A 19,059-nucleotide genomic window follows, 5' to 3' on the forward strand; every position below is an offset into this window, starting at 1 on the left:
GTGCGCGAAGGCCATGGTTCCGAATGCGCAGGGCAGATGCAAGGGCAGATGCACGTGCACGCACGCGATCCGCCCCGCAACGTGACGGTTCGGACTCATATCTTCCGCTTCATAGTTCTGAAGCTTTCGGAAAGTCTTCCCATCTCTGTAATCGAATGAGTACGGGCTGAAGCGTTTTGGTGGCAGAATCCGCCTCCGGGGTTCGGGGGAACCCCGGAGTACGGGAAGCGATGGGGAGGGTTGGGAAGCCAGTGTCGGCAGGGGAGTCGAGTGGTTCTGTGGTGCGGCGCATCCTGCTGGGCTCACAGCTCAGGCGCCTGCGCGAGTCGCGCGGCATCACCCGTGAGGCGGCCGGCTACTCCATCCGCGCCTCCGAATCGAAGATCAGCCGCATGGAGTTGGGACGGGTGAGCTTCAAGGCCAGGGACGTCGAGGACCTGCTCACGCTGTACGGAGTCACGGACGAGGCCGAGAGGGATTCGCTTCTCGGCCTGGCACGTGAGGCCAATGTGGCGGGCTGGTGGCACAGCTACGGCGATGTGCTGCCCGGCTGGTTCCAGACGTATGTCGGTCTGGAGGGAGCGGCCTCGCTCATCCGGATCTACGAAGTCCAGTTCGTCCACGGACTGTTGCAGACGGAGGCGTACGCCCATGCCGTCGTCGTGCGCGGCATGCCCGGTGCGCCGGCGGCCGAGATCGACCGCAGAGTGGCGCTGCGACTGGCGCGACAGAAGGCGCTCGTCTCCGAGCGCGCGCCCCGTTTCCACGCCGTGCTCGACGAGGCGGCCCTACGCCGCCCGTACGGCGGGCGTGAGGTGATGCGTGCGCAATTGCGGCATCTGATCGATATGTCGGAGCAGCCGAATGTCACGCTCCAAGTCATGCCCTTCAGCTTCGGCGGGCATGCCGGTGAGAGCGGGGCATTCACGATGCTGCGTTTCCCGGAATCCGATCTGTCGGACATCGTCTATCTGGAGCAGCTGACAAGTGCGCTCTATCTGGACAAGGCCGAAGAAGTCGCCCAGTACGAAAAGGCCATGGACCGGCTCCACAAGGACAGCCCAGGCCCCGAGGAGAGCCGGGATCTTCTCCGGGGACTCCTTCAACTGACGTGATTCGCCAGTACGATGACGAACCGACAGGAGTCTGCGCCTGCAGTAAGGGATTGCATGTCCTTCCCCAGTGAACTGGCCCGCCAGTACATCGACGGCGAGTGGCTGACCGGCAACGGTGCGTGGGACATCATTGATATCAATCCCTACAACGGCGAAAAACTCTGCTCCGCCACCGTGGCCACCGCGGCGGAAGTCGACCTCGCCTACCGGGCTGCCGAACGCGCGCAGCGGGAATGGGCGGCGGTCAGCCCTTATACGCGGCGGACCGTTCTGGAGAACGCCGTGCGACTCGTGGGGGAACGCAGCGGCGAAATCACCGAGCTGCTCATCGACGAGCTCGGTGATACCCGGGCGAAGGCCGAATACGAGGTGCGCGCCGCGCAGGAGTTCCTGCGTGAAGCGGTCGGGCAAGCGATCCGCCCGGCGGCCCGGCTGCTGCCCTCGGTCGCCGACGGCGAGGAGAACCGGGTCTACCGGCTGCCCGTCGGGGTCATCGGTGTGATCAGTGCCTTCAGCTTCCCCTTCCTGGTGACGATGAAGACCGTCGCCCCCGCGCTCGCACTCGGCAATGCCGTCGTGGTGAAGCCCCATCAGGCCGCTCCGGTCGCCGGCGGTGGACTGGTGGCCCGGATCTTCGAGGACGCGGGGCTGCCCGCGGGACTCCTCAACGTCCTGATCACCGACAGCGCCGAGATCGGCGACGCCTTCATCGAGCACCCCGTGCCCAAGGTGATCTCGTTCACCGGTTCGGACCGCGTAGGCCGCCACGTCGCGGCTGTCGCCGCCGGGCTGTTCAAGAAGACCCTCCTCGAACTGGGCGGCAACAGCGCCTTGGTCGTACTGGAGGACGCCGACCTCGACCACGCGGTCCGGGCGGCCGTCTACAGCCGCTTCCTGTTCCAGGGGCAGGTCGGCGCGGCCGCACATCGCATCCTGGTGGACCGGTCCGTGGAGAAGGAGTTCACCGAGCGGTTGGCCATGGCGGTGTCCGCCCTTCCGTCGGGAGATCCGCGCGACCCGGACACCCGTATCGGACCGGTCATCAGCGCCTTCCAGGCCGAGGCGCTCACCGCGCTGGTCGACGGGGCGATCGAGGCCGGTGCCACGGCGCTCGTGAGGGGCCGTACGCGCGGCAATCTCGTCGAGCCGACCGTACTGACCGGGCTGCCGGAGGGGTCACCGCTGCTGGAGCAGGAGATCTTCGGCCCCGTGGCGCTCCTCGTGCCGTTCGACGGTGAGGACGACGCCGTGCGCCTGGTCAACGACAGCCCTCACGGGCTGAGCGGTGCCGTCCATACGGCGGACGGGGAGCGGGGCGTACGGTTCGCCCGGCGCATCAGGGGCGGGATGTTCCACGTCAACGGCGCGACCGCGCAGGACGATCCGGCGGTCGCGTTCGGGGGCGAGAAGAGGTCCGGCACGGGGCGGCTGAACGGCGAGGCGGCCGTCGAGGCGTTCACCACGCGCAAGTGCATCTCGGTCCAGCACGGGCGAACGGTCTTCCCTTTCTGATTTCCTCCGGCTTCCCTTCTGACACGGACGGATCGAGGACAGAAACTGACCTGATGGGTCGATACGTTGACGGTGCAAGCGGGCCGCACGCGGCGCGCAGCCGTTCCTCACTCCGCTCGAAGGAAGACATCATGGTCACTCACGTCCCCGCAGAGGCTTCCGGCGACGAGCGCGGCGCACTCCTCGCCTTCGTCGAGGCGCAGCGCGGCGCGATCAGGCGTTCCGTGCTGGGTCTCACCGAGGAGCAGGCCGCGAGCCGACCCGGGGTCAGCGAACTCTCCCTCTCCGGACTGCTCAAGCACGTCGCCGAGACGGAGCTGAACTGGCTGCGGATGGCCCAGCAGCGTCCGAACGAGAAGGCGCGGAACGCGGAGACCTGGGCCGACAGCTTCCGGCTCGTGGGCGACGAGACGGTCCCGCAGATGCTCGAGTTCTGGGCGAAGGTCGCCTCGGAGACCGAGGCCTTCATCCTCGACGACGTCGACAGCATGAACGACACCTTCCCGCTGCCGCCGGCGCCCTGGTTCCCCGAGAACGAGCGCTGTTCCATGCGCTGGCTGCTGGTCCATCTCGTCGAGGAGATCGGCCGCCACGCGGGCCATGCCGACATGCTCCGCGAGGCGGTGGACGGCAAGAAGGCCTTCGATCTGGTCGCCGAGGAGGCGGGCTACCCTGGTCAAAGTTGAGTACAAAGGGTGGGTGGTATGTCGGCGATCCGTCTCCTGGTCCTGGGTGCCGTGCGTCAGCACGGCCGGGCGCACGGCTATCAGGTGCGCAACGACCTGGAGTACTGGGGCGCGCACGAGTGGTCCAATGCCAAGCCCGGATCGATCTACCACGCGCTCAAGCAGATGGCGAAGCAGGGGCTGCTGATCCCCCACGAGGTCGCCCCGTCCACGGCCGGCGGCCCGCCCCGCACCGAGTACGAGATCACCGGCGCCGGCACCCAGGAGTTCTTCACCCTGCTGCGGGCCGCGCTGACCTCGTACGACCAGAGTGTGGACGTGCTTTCGGCCGGGATCGGCTTCATCGTCGACCTGGAGCGGGCCGAGGCGCTGGAGCTGCTGCGGCAGCGCGTGGCAGCCATCGAGGGCTGGCGGGCCTCGGTCACGGAGCACTACACCCCGGCGGACGGCCCGGAGTCGCTCGGGCACATCGGCGAGATCATGAACATGTGGGTCCACTCGGCCGATGCGGGCGCGGAGTGGACCCGCGGCCTGATCGCGCGCATCGAGGCAGGCGCTTACACCTTCGCGGGTGAGGGTGAACCCTTCGTCGGGGTGCTCGCCGAAGGGCAGGAGAACCCGTACGCCACCGGGGTCGTCGACCCTGAAGATTCTCACTGATCAAGTTTGACGAATGGGGTCGGCGAGCCTATCTTCGACTTACTAGTCAAGTTTGACTACGTGGATCGAGGGGCTGGTGGGCACGGTGAGCGACGCAATCGTCGTCGAGGGAGTGCACAAACGGTACGGAGTGAAGCGCGCCCTGGACGGACTGGACCTCGTCGTCCGCAAGGGCACCGTCCACGGGGTGCTCGGCCCCAACGGGGCGGGAAAGACCACCGCCGTACGTGTACTGACGACCCTGCTGCGGCACGACGAGGGCCGGGCGGAGGTGGCGGGGTTCGACGTGCGGTCGGAGGCTGCCGAGGTCAGGCTGCGGATCGGGCTGCTCGGTCAGCACGCGGCGGTCGACGAGGAGCTGGGCGGCCGGCAGAACCTGGAGATGTTCGGCCGGCTGTACCACCTGGGCGCACGCCGGGCGGGCCTGCGCGCCGACGAGCTGCTGGAGCGGTTCGGGCTCGCGGACACCGGGCGCAAGGCTGTCAGACAGTACAGCGGCGGCATGCGTCGCCGCCTCGACCTGGCCGCGTCCCTGATCACCGACCCGGAAGTGCTGTTCCTCGACGAGCCGACGACCGGACTCGACCCGCGAGGACGGGCCGAGGTGTGGAGCGCCGTGCGGTCCCTGGCCGCCGGCGGCACCACCGTCCTGCTGACCACGCAGTATCTGGAGGAGGCGGACCAACTGGCCGACCGGATCTCGGTGATCGACGACGGCCGGGTCATCGCGGAGGGTACGGCCGACCGGCTGAAGGCGATGGTCGGCGGTGACCGCGTCGACGTGGTCGTCCGCGACGCGGACCGGCTCGGCGAGGCGGCCGTGCTGCTCGGAGAGGACGTGACCGTCGACGCGGACCGGCGGCTGCTCGGCGCACCCGCCCCGGACCGCATGCGGGCCCTGACCCGGACCGTGCGGGCCCTGGAGGAGGCGGGTATCGAGGCGGAGGACATCGCGGTGCGCCGCCCCACCCTGGACGAGGTGTTCCTGGCCCTCACCGGGTCCGGCGGCGGGGCCCACACACCCATGGACACGGAGGTGGCGGCATGAGTACGGCGACGGCGGGACCGGGGCGCATCGGCTGGGCACTGACCGACTCCTGGACGATGACCCGCCGCGAACTCGCGCACTGGGCACGGCAGCCGGTCCAGGTGGTCGTCGGTCTCGTCTTCCCGGTGATGCTGCTCCTGATGTTCAACTACCTGGTCGGCGGCGGCAGCGGGGTCGACGGGGACAACACCGAGTTCCTGGTGCCGGGCATGCTCGCGCTCACCATGGCCTTCGGCCTGGAGGGCACGATGCTGGCCGTCACCCAGGACCTGAACAAGGGCGTCATCGACCGGTTCCGTTCCATGCCCATGGTCTCGGGCGCGGTCCTGGTCGGGCGGAGCGCCGCCGACATGCTCCAGTCGGTGGCCGCGCTCGCCGTGATGACCGGAGTCGGATACGCCCTCGGCTGGCGCTGGCACAACGGCACGGCTGCCGCTCTGGCCGCGCTGGGGCTGTTGCTCCTGCTGCGGTTCGCGATGCTGTGGATCGGCATCCAGCTCGCGATGGTGGCGGGTAAGCCGGAGATGGTGCAGGCCGTGCAGATCCTGGTCTGGCCGGTGGGCTTCCTCTCCAACGTCTTCGCGTCGCCGGAGTCGATGCCGGGCTGGCTGGGCACGGTCGTCGAGTGGAACCCGATGTCGGCCACGGCGACGGCGGTACGCGGCCTGTTCGGCAACCCGGGCGGAGGATCGGACTCCTGGGCCGCCGGACACGCCGAACTGCTCGCGGTGCTCTGGCCGGTGGTGCTGATCGCGGTCTTCTTCCCGCTGGCGGTCAGGAGGTTCGCGCGGCTCAGCCGCTGACCGCCGGTCCCGGGGGACTCAGTGGTGGAAGGCCGTCCCGACCGCCGTGTCCCGGTTGAACGGGCGGGGCTGGGAGCGCAGTTCGGGCAGGAGCCCGCGCAGGTCGTCCAGCAGCAGCTCCGCGAGATCCGAGGAGAAGCCGTTGCGGCAGACGACGCGCAGCACCGAGAGGTCCTTGCGGTTGGTGGGGAAGGTGTAGGCGGGCACCAGCCAGCCGCGCTCCCGCAGCCTCCTCGACACGTCGAAGACGTCGTACGCCTCCACTTCGGGCTTCGTCGTCAGGGCGAACACGGGAAGTTCGTCACCCCGGGTCAGGAGCCGGAAGTCGTCCAGGGACTCGAACTCGGTGGCCAGCCGCCGAGCGATGTCCCTGGACGCCTGTTGGACGGCCCGGTAGCCGTCCCGGCCCAGCCGCAGGAACGTGTAGTACTGCGCCACCACCTGCGCGCCGGGCCGGGAGAAGTTCAGCGCGAAGGTCGGCATGTCGCCGCCCAGGTAGTTGACCCGGAAGACCAGCTCCTCCGGCAGCTCGGCCGGTGAACGCCACAGCGCCCAGCCCACACCCGGGTAGACCAGGCCGTACTTGTGTCCGGAGGTGTTGATCGAGGACACCCGGGGCAGCCGGAAGTCCCACACCAGGTCCTCGTCGAGGAACGGTGCCACCATCGCCCCGGACGCCCCGTCCACATGGACCGGGATGTCGAGCCCGGTGCGCTCCTGGAGGTCGTCCAGCGCCGCGCAGAGATCGGCGATCGGCTCGTACGAACCGTCGAAGGTGGAACCGAGGATCCCGACCACTCCGATGGTGTTCTCGTCGCACAGCTCGGCGGCCGCCTGCGGGTCCAGATGGAAACGCTCGCCCTCCATCGGGACCTGGCGGGGCTCCACCTCCCAGAACGCGCAGAACTTCTCCCAGCAGACCTGCACATTGACGCCCATCACCAGATTGGGACGGGCGGACGCCGGGTAGCGGTCGGCGTTCCTGGTGGACCAGCGGCGCTTCAGCGCCATCCCCGCCAGCATGCAGGCCTCGCTGGAGCCCGTGGTCGAGCAACCCACCGTGGACGCCGGGTCAGGGGCGTTCCAGAGGTCGGCGAGCATCGCCACACACCGCCGCTCCAGCTCTGCGGTGCGCGGGTACTCGTCCTTGTCGATCATGTTCTTGTCCCGGCACTCGCCCATCAGCACACCGGCCTCGGGCTCCATCCAGGTGGTGACGAAGGTCGCGAGGTTGAGCCGGGAGTTCCCGTCGAGCATCAGCTCGTCGTGGACGAGCTGGTAGGCGGTCGAAGGCGGCAACGGGCCGTCCGGGAGGCGGTGCGTCGGCGGTGCCGCGACCATCGGCGCCGTCGGGTCGGCCTCCCCGAAGAACGGGTTGAGGGCGAGTCTGCGGTGCTCGTCGGACGGAGCGGCGCTGTCGTGCGAACCCTTGTGGAGTGGCATCGACGGTCCCCTCAGTTCCCGGCCGCGAGTCCGGCCTTGATGGCCCGGGTGAATTTCACGACGCGCTCGGCCTGGACCCGCGCGGCGGTCAGGGTCTGCTCGGCGACCGGGATGTCGCCCTGCCCCGAGACATGGGAGGTGCCGTACGGATTGCCGTCGACGAACTTCGAGGGGGCCGTGTAACCGGGAGGGACCAGGATCCCGCCGAAGTGGTAGATCGTGTTGTACAGGGCCAGCAGGGTGGACTCCTGACCGCCGTGGGCGGTGCTGCTGGCGGTGAAGCCGCTGTAGACCTTGTCGGCGAGCTGCCCCGCCTGCCAGAGGCCTCCCAGCGTGTCGAGGAACTGCTTGAGCTGGGCGGCGACATTGCCGTACCGGGTGGGCGAACCGAGGATCACCGCGTCGGCCCAGAGCATGTCGTCCGGTGAGACCTCGAGGATGGAAGCGGTTGCCTCGGCGTGCTCGGCCCAGGCCGGATTGGAGCTGACGGCCGCCCGCGGGGCGAGCTCGGCGGCTTTTCGGAGACGTACCTGCGCGCCCGCGTTCTCGGCGTCCTTCGCCAGGGCCTTGGCGATCGTGGAGATGGTGCCGGTGGAGGAGTAGTAGATGACGGAGACGTTGACGGACGTGGTCATGCGGGGACCTCCGGGACAGGAGCGGGGCGGCGGGTTGTGGAGAGGTGCGGCTCCGGGCTCGTCGACCACGGCTGCCCGCCGTCGCAGTCCGCAATGCCCGTGATGTGGCGCCTCCTGCGGAAAGCTTTGCCCCGGTTCGTTCCGTGCGCATCCTTGCTTACGCCAGTGGAACCCAGAGGTCCGCCGCAGCGTTGATAACTTGGGGCGGCCACGCAGCCGCGCACACACCGACCAACCCTGGAGCCCGGACCCTTGAATACGCTTGCGCTCGGCCCGAGCTGGCTGGACCCGGATTATCTGCTCAACACCTTCGGGCTCCCCGGCCTCCTGCTGATCGTGTTCGCCGAGTCCGGACTGCTGATCGGCTTCTTCCTGCCCGGTGACTCCCTGCTGTTCACCACCGGCCTTCTGGTGACCACGGGCGACCTGAAGCACCCGCTGTGGCTGGTCTGCGTCCTGGTGGCCCTGGCGGCGATCGTCGGCGACCAGGTCGGCTATCTCTTCGGCCGCAAGGTGGGACCGGCCCTTTTCAAGCGGCCGGACTCCCGTCTCTTCAAGCAGGAGAACGTCGAGAAGGCCCACGAGTTCTTCGAGAAGTACGGCCCGAAGTCGCTGGTGCTGGCCCGCTTCGTGCCCGTCGTCCGGACGTTCACGCCGATCATCGCCGGTGTGAGCCGGATGGACTACCGCTCGTTCATCGTGTTCAACATCATCGGCGGCATACTCTGGGGTGTCGGTGTGACGGTGCTCGGCGCCGCTCTCGGCAAGATCGACTTCGTGCACGCGAACATCGAGATGATCCTCATCCTGATCGTGCTGATCTCCGTGCTGCCGATCGTGATCGAGTTCCTGCGGGCCCGGAGCAAGTCGAAGAAGGAAGCCGCGCGGCAGGGGGACGACCACGGTCCCTCGGACGATGGCCCCACGGCGGGTCCCCACGGTGGAGCGGGCAACGACGGCCGGGGCCCTGCGGCCCAGCGGTACACCGGTGACCAGGCGGCCCCGTACGACAGCCCGTACGGCGCCGACCAGGGCGCCCAGTACGGCAACGGCCAGCCGGGTCAGTACGGCAACGGCCAGTCGGGTCAGCCGGGTCAGTACGGCAACGATCAGTACGGCAACGATCAGTACGGCAACGGTCAGCCGGGCCAGTACGGCGGTGGCCAGGGCGGGCAGCAGAGCGACGCCCGGTACGGCGCCGCGTACGGTAACCAGGACGCCCAGTACGGCGCTCAGTACGGCGGCCCCCAGGGCGGCACCCCGTACGGCAACGGGCAGGGCGGTCAGTACGGCGAGGGCCAGGGCCAGTACGGCACCGGCCAGGGCGGCCAGTACGGCGGCGGTCAGTACGCTGCCGGCCAGGGCAACCAGTACGACGGCGGCCAGGGCGCCCAGTACGGCCACGGTCAGGCGGGTCAGTACGGCGCCGCGGACCAGGGCGCCCCGTACGGGAACCCTCAGGGCGGGCAGTACGGAAACCCCCAGGGCGGGCAGTACGGCAGCGGCCAGGCAGCCCCGTACAACGGCGCGCACGACGGCCGGTACGGCGGTGCTCAGCCCGGCCCGTACACCGACGGCGGCGCCCCTTACGGTGGCCGGCCCGCCGCCGGTCCGGGCGACGGGCAGGAGGACGACCCGGGTCAGTACGGCTGGCAGAACAGGCGCTGATCCGCCCGCGCACGCACCGACGGCGCCCCGGCACCCTGGAATTCACCGAGGGGACCGGGGCGCCGTTCGCGTTCCGGAGCTGTCAGAAGCCGCGGGTCCGCTTGGCCGCCCGGCGGGACGCGCCCTCGACCGCGCCCGGCACCCGCATGAACAGCCGGGAGATCTCGCTCCCCAGATTGACCCCGATGGCGATGGCCAGGGCCGTGGCGACCGCCGTGGAGAGTGAGGTGAGCCCGGTGTCCACCTCGTTCTGCGCGACGCCCAGCAGACCGAAGTACGTCGCCGAACCGGGCAGCAGCGGGCCGATCGCGGCCGTGATGTAGGGCAGCGACGAGCTGTAGTGGTAGCGCGAGAACAGCTGGCCGAAGAGCCCCACCAGACCGGCCGCGACCGCCGTCGCCGCCACCGGCGAGATCCCGCCCTCGCGGGCCATCGCCCCGTAGATGACCCAGGCCACACCCCCGTTGAGGGTGACCGCGAGCACAGTGGAACGTTCCTGCTGGAGCAGGACCGCGAAGGCCAGGGTGAGGGTCATCGAGACGAGGATCTGGAGAACCGGCCGGTCGTTGGGCACGAAGCGCGCCTCCGGGTTGAGCTCGGCGCCGAGCTGGACCCCCAGATAGAGCATCAGCAGCACACCGGCCACGATGCCGATGAAGAAGTACATGACCTCCAGGAGCCTGGCTCCCGCGGTGATGTAGTAGCCGGTCAGCCCGTCCTGCACCCCGGCGACGAGGGCCCGCCCGGGCAGCAGCGCGAACAGCCCACCGGTGATCACCGCGGAGGGCCGCACATCCGTCGAATGGGTCAGGGTCAGAGCGATGCCCATGGCGGCCGGAGGCATGGCCGCAGCCGTGAACTGGTAGAACTCGGGCAGCCCGCGCCCGGCGCAGAGCCAGGCCAGCCGGTCGCCGAGCATGGCGCCCGCCGCCGCCACGATGAAGACGAGCACACCACCGCCGACCAGCACCGACGCCGAGCCGGCCAGCAGACCGGCGGCGGCCGTCAGCACCCAGCCGGGGTACGGGTGCCGGTTACGGCGGATCTCGGCCAGGCGCCGGTAGGCCTCCTCCAGCGAGACCTCGACGTGTTCCGCCGTGGTGATGTCGTCGATCAGCCGGAACACGGCCGCCAGCCGGGTGTAGTCGGTGCCCCGGCGGCGTACGGTGCGGCTCGCCGTCACGGGGTCGTCGACCAGTGACGGCTGGTACGAGATGGACAGCAGGGTGAAGGTGACCGTCGGCTCGGAGCGGTCGAGCCCGTACGAACGCGTCACCGCGAACATGGCGGCCTCGACGTCCTCGGCGCCCTCGCCGCCCGCGAGGAGCAGCTCCCCGATACGCAGCGTCAGGTCGAGCACGCGCGGCACGGCGGGGCCCGATTCGTCGGTCCGCTGCACGCTCTCGGGCGCCGGACGCTCTGTCACCGGCATGCGCAGCATCGTGCGCATCCGGTCCTGCCAGGGGGCTTCCTTGGTCAGCCGGACCATCGGGATGCCGTGCGCGGGAGTGAACGCGGGTGGATGCTGCTGGGCGTTGTACCCGCTCGGCGGGACGAAGGCGGAGGCGATCGCGTCGGATCCCGGACCGGAAGCGGAAGCGGAACCGGCACCGGAGCCTGTCGGCGCCGTCGGGTCGGTGTGCAGACCGGCCGGAAGGGCGAATTCCGACGTCGGATGGTCGTCCTCGGACGGAGCCGTCGGCTGCTCCACACCGGCGGGTGGGACGAAGGCGCTGCGTGCCTCGTCGGACTGGGGCTTCTGGTCCTCGGGACCGCCCTGTTCCGCCACCACTCGACCTCGTTCCTCCTCGACCGCTCGTCACGGGAGCGCTTCTGCCCAGTATGGGCACGGACATGGGCCGCCACACGCAACGGGCGGCGCACCGGTGAAGGTACGCCGCCCGTTGTTCGTACGGTCAGCAGGGCCGGTCGGCCCCATGCGCCGCGATCCGCGCAGTCCCGCCGTAAGCGGAAGCCGGAGGGGTTACGTCAGTGCTTGCCGCCCTGAGCCTCGAGGCGCTTGTAGGAGGCCTCGATCTCGGCCTCGGCCTCGGCACGGCCGACCCAGTCGGCGCCCTCGACGGACTTGCCGGGCTCCAGGTCCTTGTAGACCTCGAAGAAGTGCTGGATCTCCAGGCGGTCGAACTCCGACACGTGGTGGATGTCGCGCAGGTGCTCCACCCGGGGGTCGGAGGCCGGGACGCACAGCAGCTTGTCGTCGCCGCCGGCCTCGTCCGTCATACGGAACATGCCGATGGCGCGGCACTTGATGAGGCAGCCGGGGAAGGTCGGCTCGTCCAGGATGACCAGCGCGTCCAGCGGGTCGCCGTCCTCGCCGAGGGTGTTCTCTACAAAACCGTAGTCGGCCGGGTAGCTGGTCGAGGTGAAGAGTCGACGGTCCAGGCGGATCCGACCGGTCTCGTGGTCCACCTCGTACTTGTTCCGCGAACCCTTCGGGATCTCGATGGTGACGTCGAACTCCACGGGTGGCTCCTCCATGATCAACACATACGACTGGTGGTTAAGTGTCCCTCACGCAGATGAGTGCTCGCGAAAGGGGCTGGTCAACGGTGGCCGAGCCGGTGGAGAGACCGACGGACGAACCGTTGAACAGGTGGGGCGGGTGGAAAGCCCCGAAGTACCTGAAGCGCGGGAACGGCCGGGACGACCTCCGGCTCGTCGCAGGCTCCGCGGTGCTCGGCCTGGTGGTCGCCGCCGGTGCCGTCCTGGCCGCCGGTCCCTGGGACTCCGGTCAGCGTAAGGCCGAGCGGGACCGGGTGGCCGTCCAGCAGCGCGCAGGTGGCGCACATCACGAAGGGACCGCGCCCGACGGTCCGGAGCCCGCCCCCAGCGCGCCCGCCGTCCTGAGTGCCCTCGGCGCCACGGCCGGCCGCACGGCCCCGGCGGGCGCGAGCGGCCTGGAGACCGCCCTCGAACCCCTGCTGGACGCGCCCGCGCTCGGCCCCGTACGCACCGCCGTGGTCGTCGACACGGCCACCGGCAAGCAGTTGTACGCGCGGGGCGCGGCGGCCCCCATGACCCCCGCGTCCACCGTGAAGATCGCCACGGCCGCCGCCGCGCTCTCCGCGCTGGGCCCCGCCCACCGCATCGCGACGAGGGTCACGCTGTCCCCGGACTCCCGGACGCTCACCCTCGTAGGCGGCGGCGATCCCACCCTGGACAAGGCGGCCCTGCGCGCCCTGGCCACCGACACGGCGCGCTCCCTGCGCGACGGCGGCACCGGGGCCGTGCGGCTGGCGTACGACACCTCGCGCTACTCCGGTCCGGCGCTTCACCCCATCGGCCCCAACGAGAACATCGCGCCCGTCAGCGCGCTCATGGTCGACGAGGGCCGCCTCGACGGGAGCGACCGGGGGCCCGCCCCCCGTACCGGCGACCCCGCGGGCGACGCCGCGCGTACCTTCGCGGACCTCCTCGACGACGCGGGTGTCGCCACCCGGGCCGTTCCCACGTCCGGGCGGGCACCGGCCGGGTCCAGGACGGTGGCGGCACACCTGTCGAAGCCGCTCTCCGCCCTGGTCGAACGGGCCCTGACCAACAGCGACAACGACATCGCGGAGGCCCTGGCCCGGCAGACCGCGCTGAAGGCGGGGGAGCCCGCCTCCTTCGCCGGGAGCCGCCGGGCCGTGACCGCCAGGCTGAAGGCGCTCGGCCTGCCGCTGGCCGGCGCCCGCCTGGCCGACGGCAGCGGCCTCGACCGCGCGGACAAGGTGACGGCAGGACTCCTGGCCCAGTTGCTCGCGCTCGCCGCCGGACCGGACCACCCCGAGCTCCGTCCCGTCCTCACCGGACTCCCGGTCGCCGGATTCAGCGGCACGCTCGGCGACCGTTACACCGCGACGTCTCCGGCGACCGGCCTGATCAGGGCCAAGACGGGCACCCTCACCGGGGTGAACAGCCTCGCCGGAACCGCGGTCGACGCACGGGGCCGGCTGCTCGCCTTCGCCTTCCTGGCCTCGGGCACCACATCCCCGGACGAGGCGGAGGCCTCACTCGACACCCTGGCCACCACCCTCGTCGACGGCACCCGGTGAGCGGCTGACACCCCACCACGGAGCGGCCACCTCACGTACGGTTGACGCATGACGAGCATCGGTGGTGCCGAGATGGTCGACTGGAATCTCGCGGTCGCGACAGCGACCCGGTTCGTGCGGCCGGGTCCCGAGATCAGCCGCGAGGAGGCCCGCGCCGTCGTCGCGGAGCTCCGTCGGCATGCCAAGGCCTCGGAGGAGCACGTCCGTTCGTTCACCCGGATGATTCCGGACGGGCACGAACCCGAGGACACTCCGGTCCTGGTCGTCGACCGGGCCGGCTGGATCAGGGCCAATGTCGCGGGCTTCCGGGAGCTGCTGCGTCCGCTGCTCGGGAAGATGCAGGACCGCCGGGGCGGCGGCCCGGGCAATGCCGTGCTCGGCGCGGTCGGCGGCAAGGTGACCGGCGTCGAACTGGGCATGCTGTTCTCCTTCCTGGCCTCCCGGGTCCTCGGGCAGTACGAGACCTTTGCCCCGGCCACCCGGGAGCTTCCCGCGTCCTCCAAGGGGGGTGGCAGGCTCCTCCTGGTCGCGCCCAACATCGTCCATGTCGAACGCGAACTCGAGGTCGACCCGCACGACTTCAGGCTCTGGGTGGCCCTCCACGAGGAGACGCACCGCACCCAGTTCACCGGCGTGCCCTGGCTCCGCGACCATCTGCAGGGTGAGATCCAGTCGTTCCTCGACGAGACCGACGTCGACCCGATGACCGTTCTCGAACGCCTGCGCGAGGCTGCACAGGCCTTCTCCGGAGGAAGCCGCCCCGAGGGCGAACAGGGGGAGGAGGGTGACGGCGGTGGGCGCAGTCTCGTCGAGATCGTCCAGACGCCCGCCCAGCGCGAGATCCTGAGCCGCCTCACCGCCGTGATGTCCCTGCTCGAAGGGCACGCGGACTTCGTGATGGACGGGGTGGGCCCCGACGTGGTGGCGTCCGTCGCCGAGATCCGGGAGAAGTTCCAGCAGCGCAGGGCCCGCGGCGCGAGCCGGCTGGACCTCGCGCTGCGCAAGCTCCTGGGCCTCGACGCGAAGCTGCGGCAGTACCGCGACGGTGAGAAGTTCGTCCGGGCCGTGGTGGACGAGGTCGGTATGGACGGCTTCAACCGGGTGTGGACCTCGCCCAACACCCTTCCCACCAAAGCCGAGATCGCCGCACCGGCGGACTGGGTGGCGCGGGTGCACCGTAAGGCAGATTCGTGATCTCGGACGGTCCGGCGGCAGGAGATTGCCTCTCCAATCACCCATCCGAGGGACCATAGGGGCATGGGTAGGCGTGCAATGCTCGATGAACAGCTTGGTTCTGTCACCATCAACGCACTCTGAGTGACGGGTCTCCGTCCCGCGCACTCCGAGGCACCCCCCCCCAGAACTCCACCCGAAGGGCACCGGACATGGGTCCCCATCCTGCGGTCGCGGCGATACGCCTGGCGGTCCGCCGCGTACTCCACGACGTCGTCGCCGAATACAACCGTCACACCGAACAGGCCGGACACGCCGAGTTCGCCGAAGCCGGGGCGGGTGGGCGGCGCGCCGCGCTTCCCGAACGGCCCGAAACCCCGCTGGTGCTGGTCGCGTGCTCCGGGGGCGCCGACTCGATGGCTCTCGCCTCCGCCCTCGCCTTCGAGTCCCGCAAGCTCCCCGTCCGCGCGGGCGGCATCACCGTCGACCACAATCTTCAGCCCGGCTCCGGGCTCCGCGCCGACGAGGTCGTCTCCCGCCTCGCCGGGATGGAGCTCGACCCGGTCGAGGCCGTCGCCGTGCGGGTCGGCCGTGACGGCGGGCCCGAGGCCGCAGCCCGTGACGCCCGCTACGCCGCCCTGGACGCCGCGGCGGAGCGCCACGGCGCCGCCGCCGTGCTCCTCGGCCACACCCGCGACGACCAGGCCGAGACCGTCCTGCTGGGCCTCGCCCGGGGTTCGGGTATCCGCTCGCTCTCCGGGATGGCCGCGGCCTCCGGCCCGGCCGGCCGCTACCGCCGCCCGTTCCTCCAGCTCGACCGCCAGACCGCCCGCAAGGCCTGCCTCGTGCAGTCGATCCCCGTCTGGGACGACCCGCACAACATCGACCCGGCCTACACCCGCTCCCGGCTGCGCCACGAGGGTCTGCCCGCCCTGGAGAAGGCGCTGGGCAAGGGTGTGGTGGAAGCCCTCGCCCGGACGGCACAGCTCTCCCGCGACGATGCCGACGCCCTCGACACCTGGGCCACCGAGGCCGCCCGGTCGGTCCGTGACGACGCCGGACGGCTGGAGTGCGCCAAGCTCTGCGTCCTGCCGCCGGCGGTACGCCGCCGGGTGCTGCGCCGGGCCGTGATCGACGCCGGATCCCCCGCGGGTTCGCTCTTCGCCCGCCATGTCGAGGAAGTCGACCGGCTCATCACCGGCTGGCACGGCCAGGGCGCCATCAACCTGCCCGGCCGCGTCGAGGTGCGGCGGCAGGGTGGCAGACTGGTGATTCGGCAGAGCTGAAGCGCAAGCGGCTGAAGTGCAGGCGAAACGCCGGTCCGGCCCGGGGAACAGTTCCGGGTCCGGCAGGGCAGAGAAAGAGACGCGGGTGAACGAGAAGGACATGGGCACCGACCTTCAGTCGGTGCTCCTCACCAAGGAAGAGATCGACGCGAAGCTCGTCGAGCTGGCAGCGAAGATCGACGCGGAGTACGCGGGCAAGGACCTGCTCATCGTCGGCGTGCTCAAGGGCGCGGTGATGGTCATGGCGGACCTGGCCCGTGCGCTGTCCACCCCCGTCACCATGGACTGGATGGCCGTGTCCTCGTACGGCGCGGGGACCCAGTCCTCGGGAGTCGTCCGGATCCTCAAGGACCTCGACACCGACATCAAGGGCAAGCACGTCCTGATCGTCGAGGACATCATCGACTCCGGTCTCACGCTGTCCTGGCTGCTGACCAACCTCGGTTCGCGGGAGCCCGCGAGCCTGGAGGTCTGCACGCTGCTCCGCAAGCCGGACGCCGCGAAGGTCGCGATCGACGTGAAGTGGGTCGGCTTCGACATCCCCAACGAGTTCGTCGTCGGCTACGGACTGGACTACGCGGAGAAGTACCGCAACCTCCCCTTCGTCGGTACCCTCGCCCCCCACGTCTACGGAGGCTGAGGCGGCCGCCCCGGCGGCACCCGGCCGAACCCGGCCGGACTCCCGGGAACCCTCGCGGCGTTCGGGCCGTTGGAGCCTTCGAAGACGGGTTTGTCAGGCCTCCCCTGCGGTCACGGGTGACAATGCTGGGGTACCGTCCGAAGAACAGTCTTTTCTCACAGCAGCATTTACCTACGGGCAGGAGGGACGGGGCGACTTCGCTCCGTATGGATGGACGTGAAGCGATACTTCCGTGGGCCGGTCATGTGGATCGTGCTGGCCGTCCTCGCCGTGGTCGTGTTGATGCAGGTCGTCGGCTCGTCCGGCGGCTACAAGACGGTGGACACCGGCAAGGTGATCCAGGCGATCAGCAAGAACCAGGTGGAACAGGCCAAGCTGACCACCGGTGACGAACAGATCCTGAAGATCGAGCTGAAGGACAAGCAGAAGCTCGAAGGCGAGTCCGGCAGCAAGTTCCAGGCGAGCTACATCGGCAACCAGGGTGTCGAGCTTGCCGACACGCTGCAGAAGAAGTTCGAGAGCGGTGACATCGAGAAGGGTTACACCGTCTCGCCGTCGAAGCAGTCCCCGTTCGTCTCGATCCTTCTCTCCCTGCTGCCCTTCGTCCTGATCGTGGTCGTGTTCCTGTTTCTGATGAATCAGATGCAGGGCGGCGGCTCCAAGGTCATGCAGTTCGGCAAGTCCAAGGCCAAGCTGATCACCAAGGACACGCCGAAGACGACGTTCGCCGACGTGGCGGGGTCGGACGAGGCCGTCGAGGAACTGTACGAGATCAAGGAATTCCTCCAGGAGCCGGCGAAGTTCCAGGCCGTCGGCGCCAAGATCCCCAAGGGCGTCCTGCTGTACGGGCCGCCCGGTACGGGTAAGACGCTGCTCGCTCGCGCCGTCGCCGGCGAAGCGGGCGTCCCGTTCTACTCGATCTCCGGTTCCGACTTCGTCGAGATGTTCGTCGGTGTCGGTGCCTCCCGTGTCCGTGACCTCTTCGAGCAGGCCAAGGCGAACGCTCCGGCGATCGTCTTCGTCGACGAGATCGACGCCGTCGGACGGCACCGTGGTGCCGGCATGGGCGGCGGTCACGACGAGCGCGAGCAGACGCTCAACCAGCTGCTCGTCGAGATGGACGGCTTCGACGTGAAGGGCGGCGTCATCCTGATCGCCGCCACGAACCGGCCGGACATCCTGGACCCGGCGCTGCTGCGTCCGGGGCGCTTCGACCGGCAGATCGCGGTCGACCGGCCGGACATGCAGGGCCGTCTCGAGATCCTCAAGGTGCACCAGAAGGGCAAGCCGGTCGCGGAGGACGTCGACCTCAACGCGGTCGCCCGTCGTACGCCCGGCTTCACCGGTGCCGACCTGTCGAACGTGCTGAACGAAGCGGCGCTCCTCACGGCGCGCAGCAACAAGAAGTTGATCGACAACTACATGCTCGACGAGGCCATCGACCGCGTCGTGGCGGGCCCGCAGAAGCGGACCCGGATCATGTCCGAGAAGGAAAAGAAGATCACCGCGTACCACGAGGGCGGACACGCCCTGGTCGCGGCGGCCTCACCCCAGTCGGACCCGGTCCACAAGATCACGATCCTCTCCCGCGGCCGTGCCCTCGGTTACACGATGGTGCTCCCGGAAGAGGACAAGTACTCCACGACGCGCAACGAGATGCTCGACCAGCTGGCGTACATGCTGGGCGGGCGCGCGGCCGAGGAGCTGGTCTTCCACGACCCGACGACCGGTGCCGCGAACGACATCGAGAAGGCCACTGCCACGGCCCGCGCGATGGTCACGCAGTACGGCATGACCGAGCGCCTCGGTGCGATCAAGTTCGGTGGAGACAACACCGAGCCGTTCGTGGGCCGGGAGATGGGCCACCAGCGCGACTACTCGGAAGAGGTCGCGGCGCTCGTCGACGAAGAGGTCAAGAAGCTCATCGAGACCGCGCACAACGACGCGTGGGAAATCCTCGTCGAGAACCGCGACATCCTCGACGCCCTGGTCCTGGAGCTCCTCGAGAAGGAGACGCTCGGCAAGGAGCAGATCGCCGAGATCTTCGCCCCGATCGTGAAGCGCCCGGCTCGCCCGGCGTGGACCGGTTCCGCCCGGCGTACCCCGTCGACGCGTCCGCCCGTGCTCTCTCCCAAGGAGCTGGCTCTGACCAACGGCACTGCCAATGGTTCGGCCACCCCGGAGATCGCCCCGACGGACATCACGTCGAAGAACACCGGCACCTCCACGGAGGCCCTCCCGGAGGACCGCCCCGAGAGTTAGCCCCTGCCCGACCTGGTGTGTCCCCTGTCACGGGGCCTCCACCAGGCCCGGAATGGATGCCGCGCCCCCCAGG

General features: G+C 69.6%; 16 protein-coding genes. 12 read left to right on the forward strand and 4 right to left on the reverse strand.

Annotated elements, in window-relative coordinates; genetic code table 11:
• Positions 1-230: 230 nt before the first annotated feature.
• The 6 genes from ACFYQ5_RS02155 (at position 231) to ACFYQ5_RS02180 (ending at position 5,824) form a co-directional block, all read left to right on the forward strand.
• On the forward strand, positions 231-1,115 hold the full coding sequence (locus ACFYQ5_RS02155) for a helix-turn-helix domain-containing protein (protein ID WP_389191738.1): 885 nt from the start codon (positions 231-233) through the stop codon (positions 1,113-1,115).
• Positions 1,116-1,169: 54 nt separating this feature from the next.
• The gene (locus tag ACFYQ5_RS02160; protein WP_389191741.1) at positions 1,170-2,627 is read left to right on the forward strand and encodes an aldehyde dehydrogenase family protein; all 1,458 of its coding nucleotides are present in this window, start codon (positions 1,170-1,172) and stop codon (positions 2,625-2,627) included.
• 131 nt (positions 2,628-2,758) lie between these two features.
• Positions 2,759-3,313, forward strand: a complete 555-nt coding sequence (locus tag ACFYQ5_RS02165; RefSeq protein ID WP_389191744.1) for a DinB family protein — start codon at positions 2,759-2,761, stop codon at positions 3,311-3,313.
• Between the two features lie 18 nt (positions 3,314-3,331).
• Positions 3,332-3,973: a PadR family transcriptional regulator gene (locus tag ACFYQ5_RS02170; protein WP_389191747.1), complete on the forward strand. Its 642-nt coding sequence runs from the start codon at positions 3,332-3,334 to the stop codon at positions 3,971-3,973.
• Positions 3,974-4,058: 85 nt separating this feature from the next.
• Complete coding sequence (locus tag ACFYQ5_RS02175; RefSeq protein WP_389191750.1) at positions 4,059-5,021, forward strand: ATP-binding cassette domain-containing protein; 963 nt, start codon at positions 4,059-4,061, stop codon at positions 5,019-5,021.
• The gene (locus ACFYQ5_RS02180) at positions 5,018-5,824 is read left to right on the forward strand and encodes an ABC transporter permease (protein WP_389191754.1); all 807 of its coding nucleotides are present in this window, start codon (positions 5,018-5,020) and stop codon (positions 5,822-5,824) included. The genes ACFYQ5_RS02175 and ACFYQ5_RS02180 overlap by 4 nt, the downstream gene beginning before the upstream one ends.
• Positions 5,825-5,842: 18 nt before the next feature.
• Here the strand turns inward: ACFYQ5_RS02180 and ACFYQ5_RS02185 are convergent, their stop codons facing one another.
• Both ACFYQ5_RS02185 and wrbA read right to left on the reverse strand, forming a co-directional pair.
• Positions 5,843-7,267, reverse strand: coding sequence for a glutamate decarboxylase (locus tag ACFYQ5_RS02185; RefSeq protein WP_389191757.1), 1,425 nt, complete (start codon positions 7,265-7,267; stop codon positions 5,843-5,845).
• Positions 7,268-7,278: 11 nt separating this feature from the next.
• The gene (gene wrbA / locus ACFYQ5_RS02190) at positions 7,279-7,902 is read right to left on the reverse strand and encodes an NAD(P)H:quinone oxidoreductase (RefSeq protein WP_389191760.1); all 624 of its coding nucleotides are present in this window, start codon (positions 7,900-7,902) and stop codon (positions 7,279-7,281) included.
• 252 nt (positions 7,903-8,154) lie between these two features.
• On the opposite strand from wrbA, the gene ACFYQ5_RS02195 reads away from it, so the two are divergent.
• On the forward strand, positions 8,155-9,570 hold the full coding sequence (locus ACFYQ5_RS02195) for a VTT domain-containing protein (protein WP_389191763.1): 1,416 nt from the start codon (positions 8,155-8,157) through the stop codon (positions 9,568-9,570).
• A gap of 82 nt (positions 9,571-9,652) precedes the next feature.
• On the opposite strand, the gene ACFYQ5_RS02200 is transcribed toward ACFYQ5_RS02195, so the two are convergent.
• Together ACFYQ5_RS02200 and ACFYQ5_RS02205 are read right to left on the reverse strand one after the other, a co-directional pair.
• A complete protein-coding gene (locus ACFYQ5_RS02200; RefSeq protein ID WP_389191766.1) occupies positions 9,653-11,362 on the reverse strand; it encodes a threonine/serine exporter ThrE family protein in 1,710 nt (569 codons plus the stop codon).
• Positions 11,363-11,559: 197 nt separating this feature from the next.
• Positions 11,560-12,054 carry an inorganic diphosphatase gene (locus ACFYQ5_RS02205; RefSeq protein WP_037691000.1) on the reverse strand — a complete coding sequence of 165 codons (495 nt, stop codon included), beginning with the start codon at positions 12,052-12,054 and terminating at the stop codon, positions 11,560-11,562.
• Between the two features lie 86 nt (positions 12,055-12,140).
• Between ACFYQ5_RS02205 and dacB the strand changes: the two genes are divergently transcribed.
• The 5 genes from dacB to ftsH all read left to right on the forward strand — a co-directional run bounded on the left by dacB (position 12,141) and on the right by ftsH (position 18,986).
• Positions 12,141-13,625, forward strand: coding sequence for a D-alanyl-D-alanine carboxypeptidase/D-alanyl-D-alanine-endopeptidase (gene dacB / locus ACFYQ5_RS02210; protein WP_389191968.1), 1,485 nt, complete (start codon positions 12,141-12,143; stop codon positions 13,623-13,625).
• Between the two features lie 48 nt (positions 13,626-13,673).
• The gene (locus ACFYQ5_RS02215; protein WP_389191769.1) at positions 13,674-14,819 is read left to right on the forward strand and encodes a zinc-dependent metalloprotease; all 1,146 of its coding nucleotides are present in this window, start codon (positions 13,674-13,676) and stop codon (positions 14,817-14,819) included.
• Between the two features lie 191 nt (positions 14,820-15,010).
• A complete protein-coding gene (gene tilS, locus ACFYQ5_RS02220) occupies positions 15,011-16,084 on the forward strand; it encodes a tRNA lysidine(34) synthetase TilS (protein WP_389191772.1) in 1,074 nt (357 codons plus the stop codon).
• A gap of 100 nt (positions 16,085-16,184) precedes the next feature.
• Positions 16,185-16,724 carry a hypoxanthine phosphoribosyltransferase gene (hpt, locus tag ACFYQ5_RS02225; RefSeq protein WP_014155504.1) on the forward strand — a complete coding sequence of 180 codons (540 nt, stop codon included), beginning with the start codon at positions 16,185-16,187 and terminating at the stop codon, positions 16,722-16,724.
• Positions 16,725-16,934: 210 nt separating this feature from the next.
• Entirely contained in the window at positions 16,935-18,986 is a 2,052-nt protein-coding gene (gene ftsH / locus ACFYQ5_RS02230) for an ATP-dependent zinc metalloprotease FtsH (RefSeq protein ID WP_389191775.1), read from the forward strand.
• Positions 18,987-19,059: the final 73 nt, after the last annotated feature.

This window comes from Streptomyces sp. NPDC005794, from assembly GCF_042871445.1.
GTDB lineage: Bacteria > Actinomycetota > Actinomycetes > Streptomycetales > Streptomycetaceae > Streptomyces.

Coding starts and splice junctions, on each gene's coding strand:
- ACFYQ5_RS02155 (WP_389191738.1), top strand. CDS start 231: ATGGGGAGGGTTGGGAAGCCAGTGTCGGCAGGGGAGTCGAGTGGTTCT.
- ACFYQ5_RS02160 (WP_389191741.1), top strand. CDS start 1,170: ATGTCCTTCCCCAGTGAACTGGCCCGCCAGTACATCGACGGCGAGTGG.
- ACFYQ5_RS02165 (WP_389191744.1), top strand. CDS start 2,759: ATGGTCACTCACGTCCCCGCAGAGGCTTCCGGCGACGAGCGCGGCGCA.
- ACFYQ5_RS02170 (WP_389191747.1), top strand. CDS start 3,332: ATGTCGGCGATCCGTCTCCTGGTCCTGGGTGCCGTGCGTCAGCACGGC.
- ACFYQ5_RS02180 (WP_389191754.1), top strand. CDS start 5,018: ATGAGTACGGCGACGGCGGGACCGGGGCGCATCGGCTGGGCACTGACC.
- ACFYQ5_RS02185 (WP_389191757.1), bottom strand. CDS start 7,267: ATGCCACTCCACAAGGGTTCGCACGACAGCGCCGCTCCGTCCGACGAG.
- wrbA (WP_389191760.1), bottom strand. CDS start 7,902: ATGACCACGTCCGTCAACGTCTCCGTCATCTACTACTCCTCCACCGGC.
- ACFYQ5_RS02215 (WP_389191769.1), top strand. CDS start 13,674: ATGACGAGCATCGGTGGTGCCGAGATGGTCGACTGGAATCTCGCGGTC.
- tilS (WP_389191772.1), top strand. CDS start 15,011: ATGGGTCCCCATCCTGCGGTCGCGGCGATACGCCTGGCGGTCCGCCGC.
- hpt (WP_014155504.1), top strand. CDS start 16,185: ATGGGCACCGACCTTCAGTCGGTGCTCCTCACCAAGGAAGAGATCGAC.
- ftsH (WP_389191775.1), top strand. CDS start 16,935: ATGGACGTGAAGCGATACTTCCGTGGGCCGGTCATGTGGATCGTGCTG.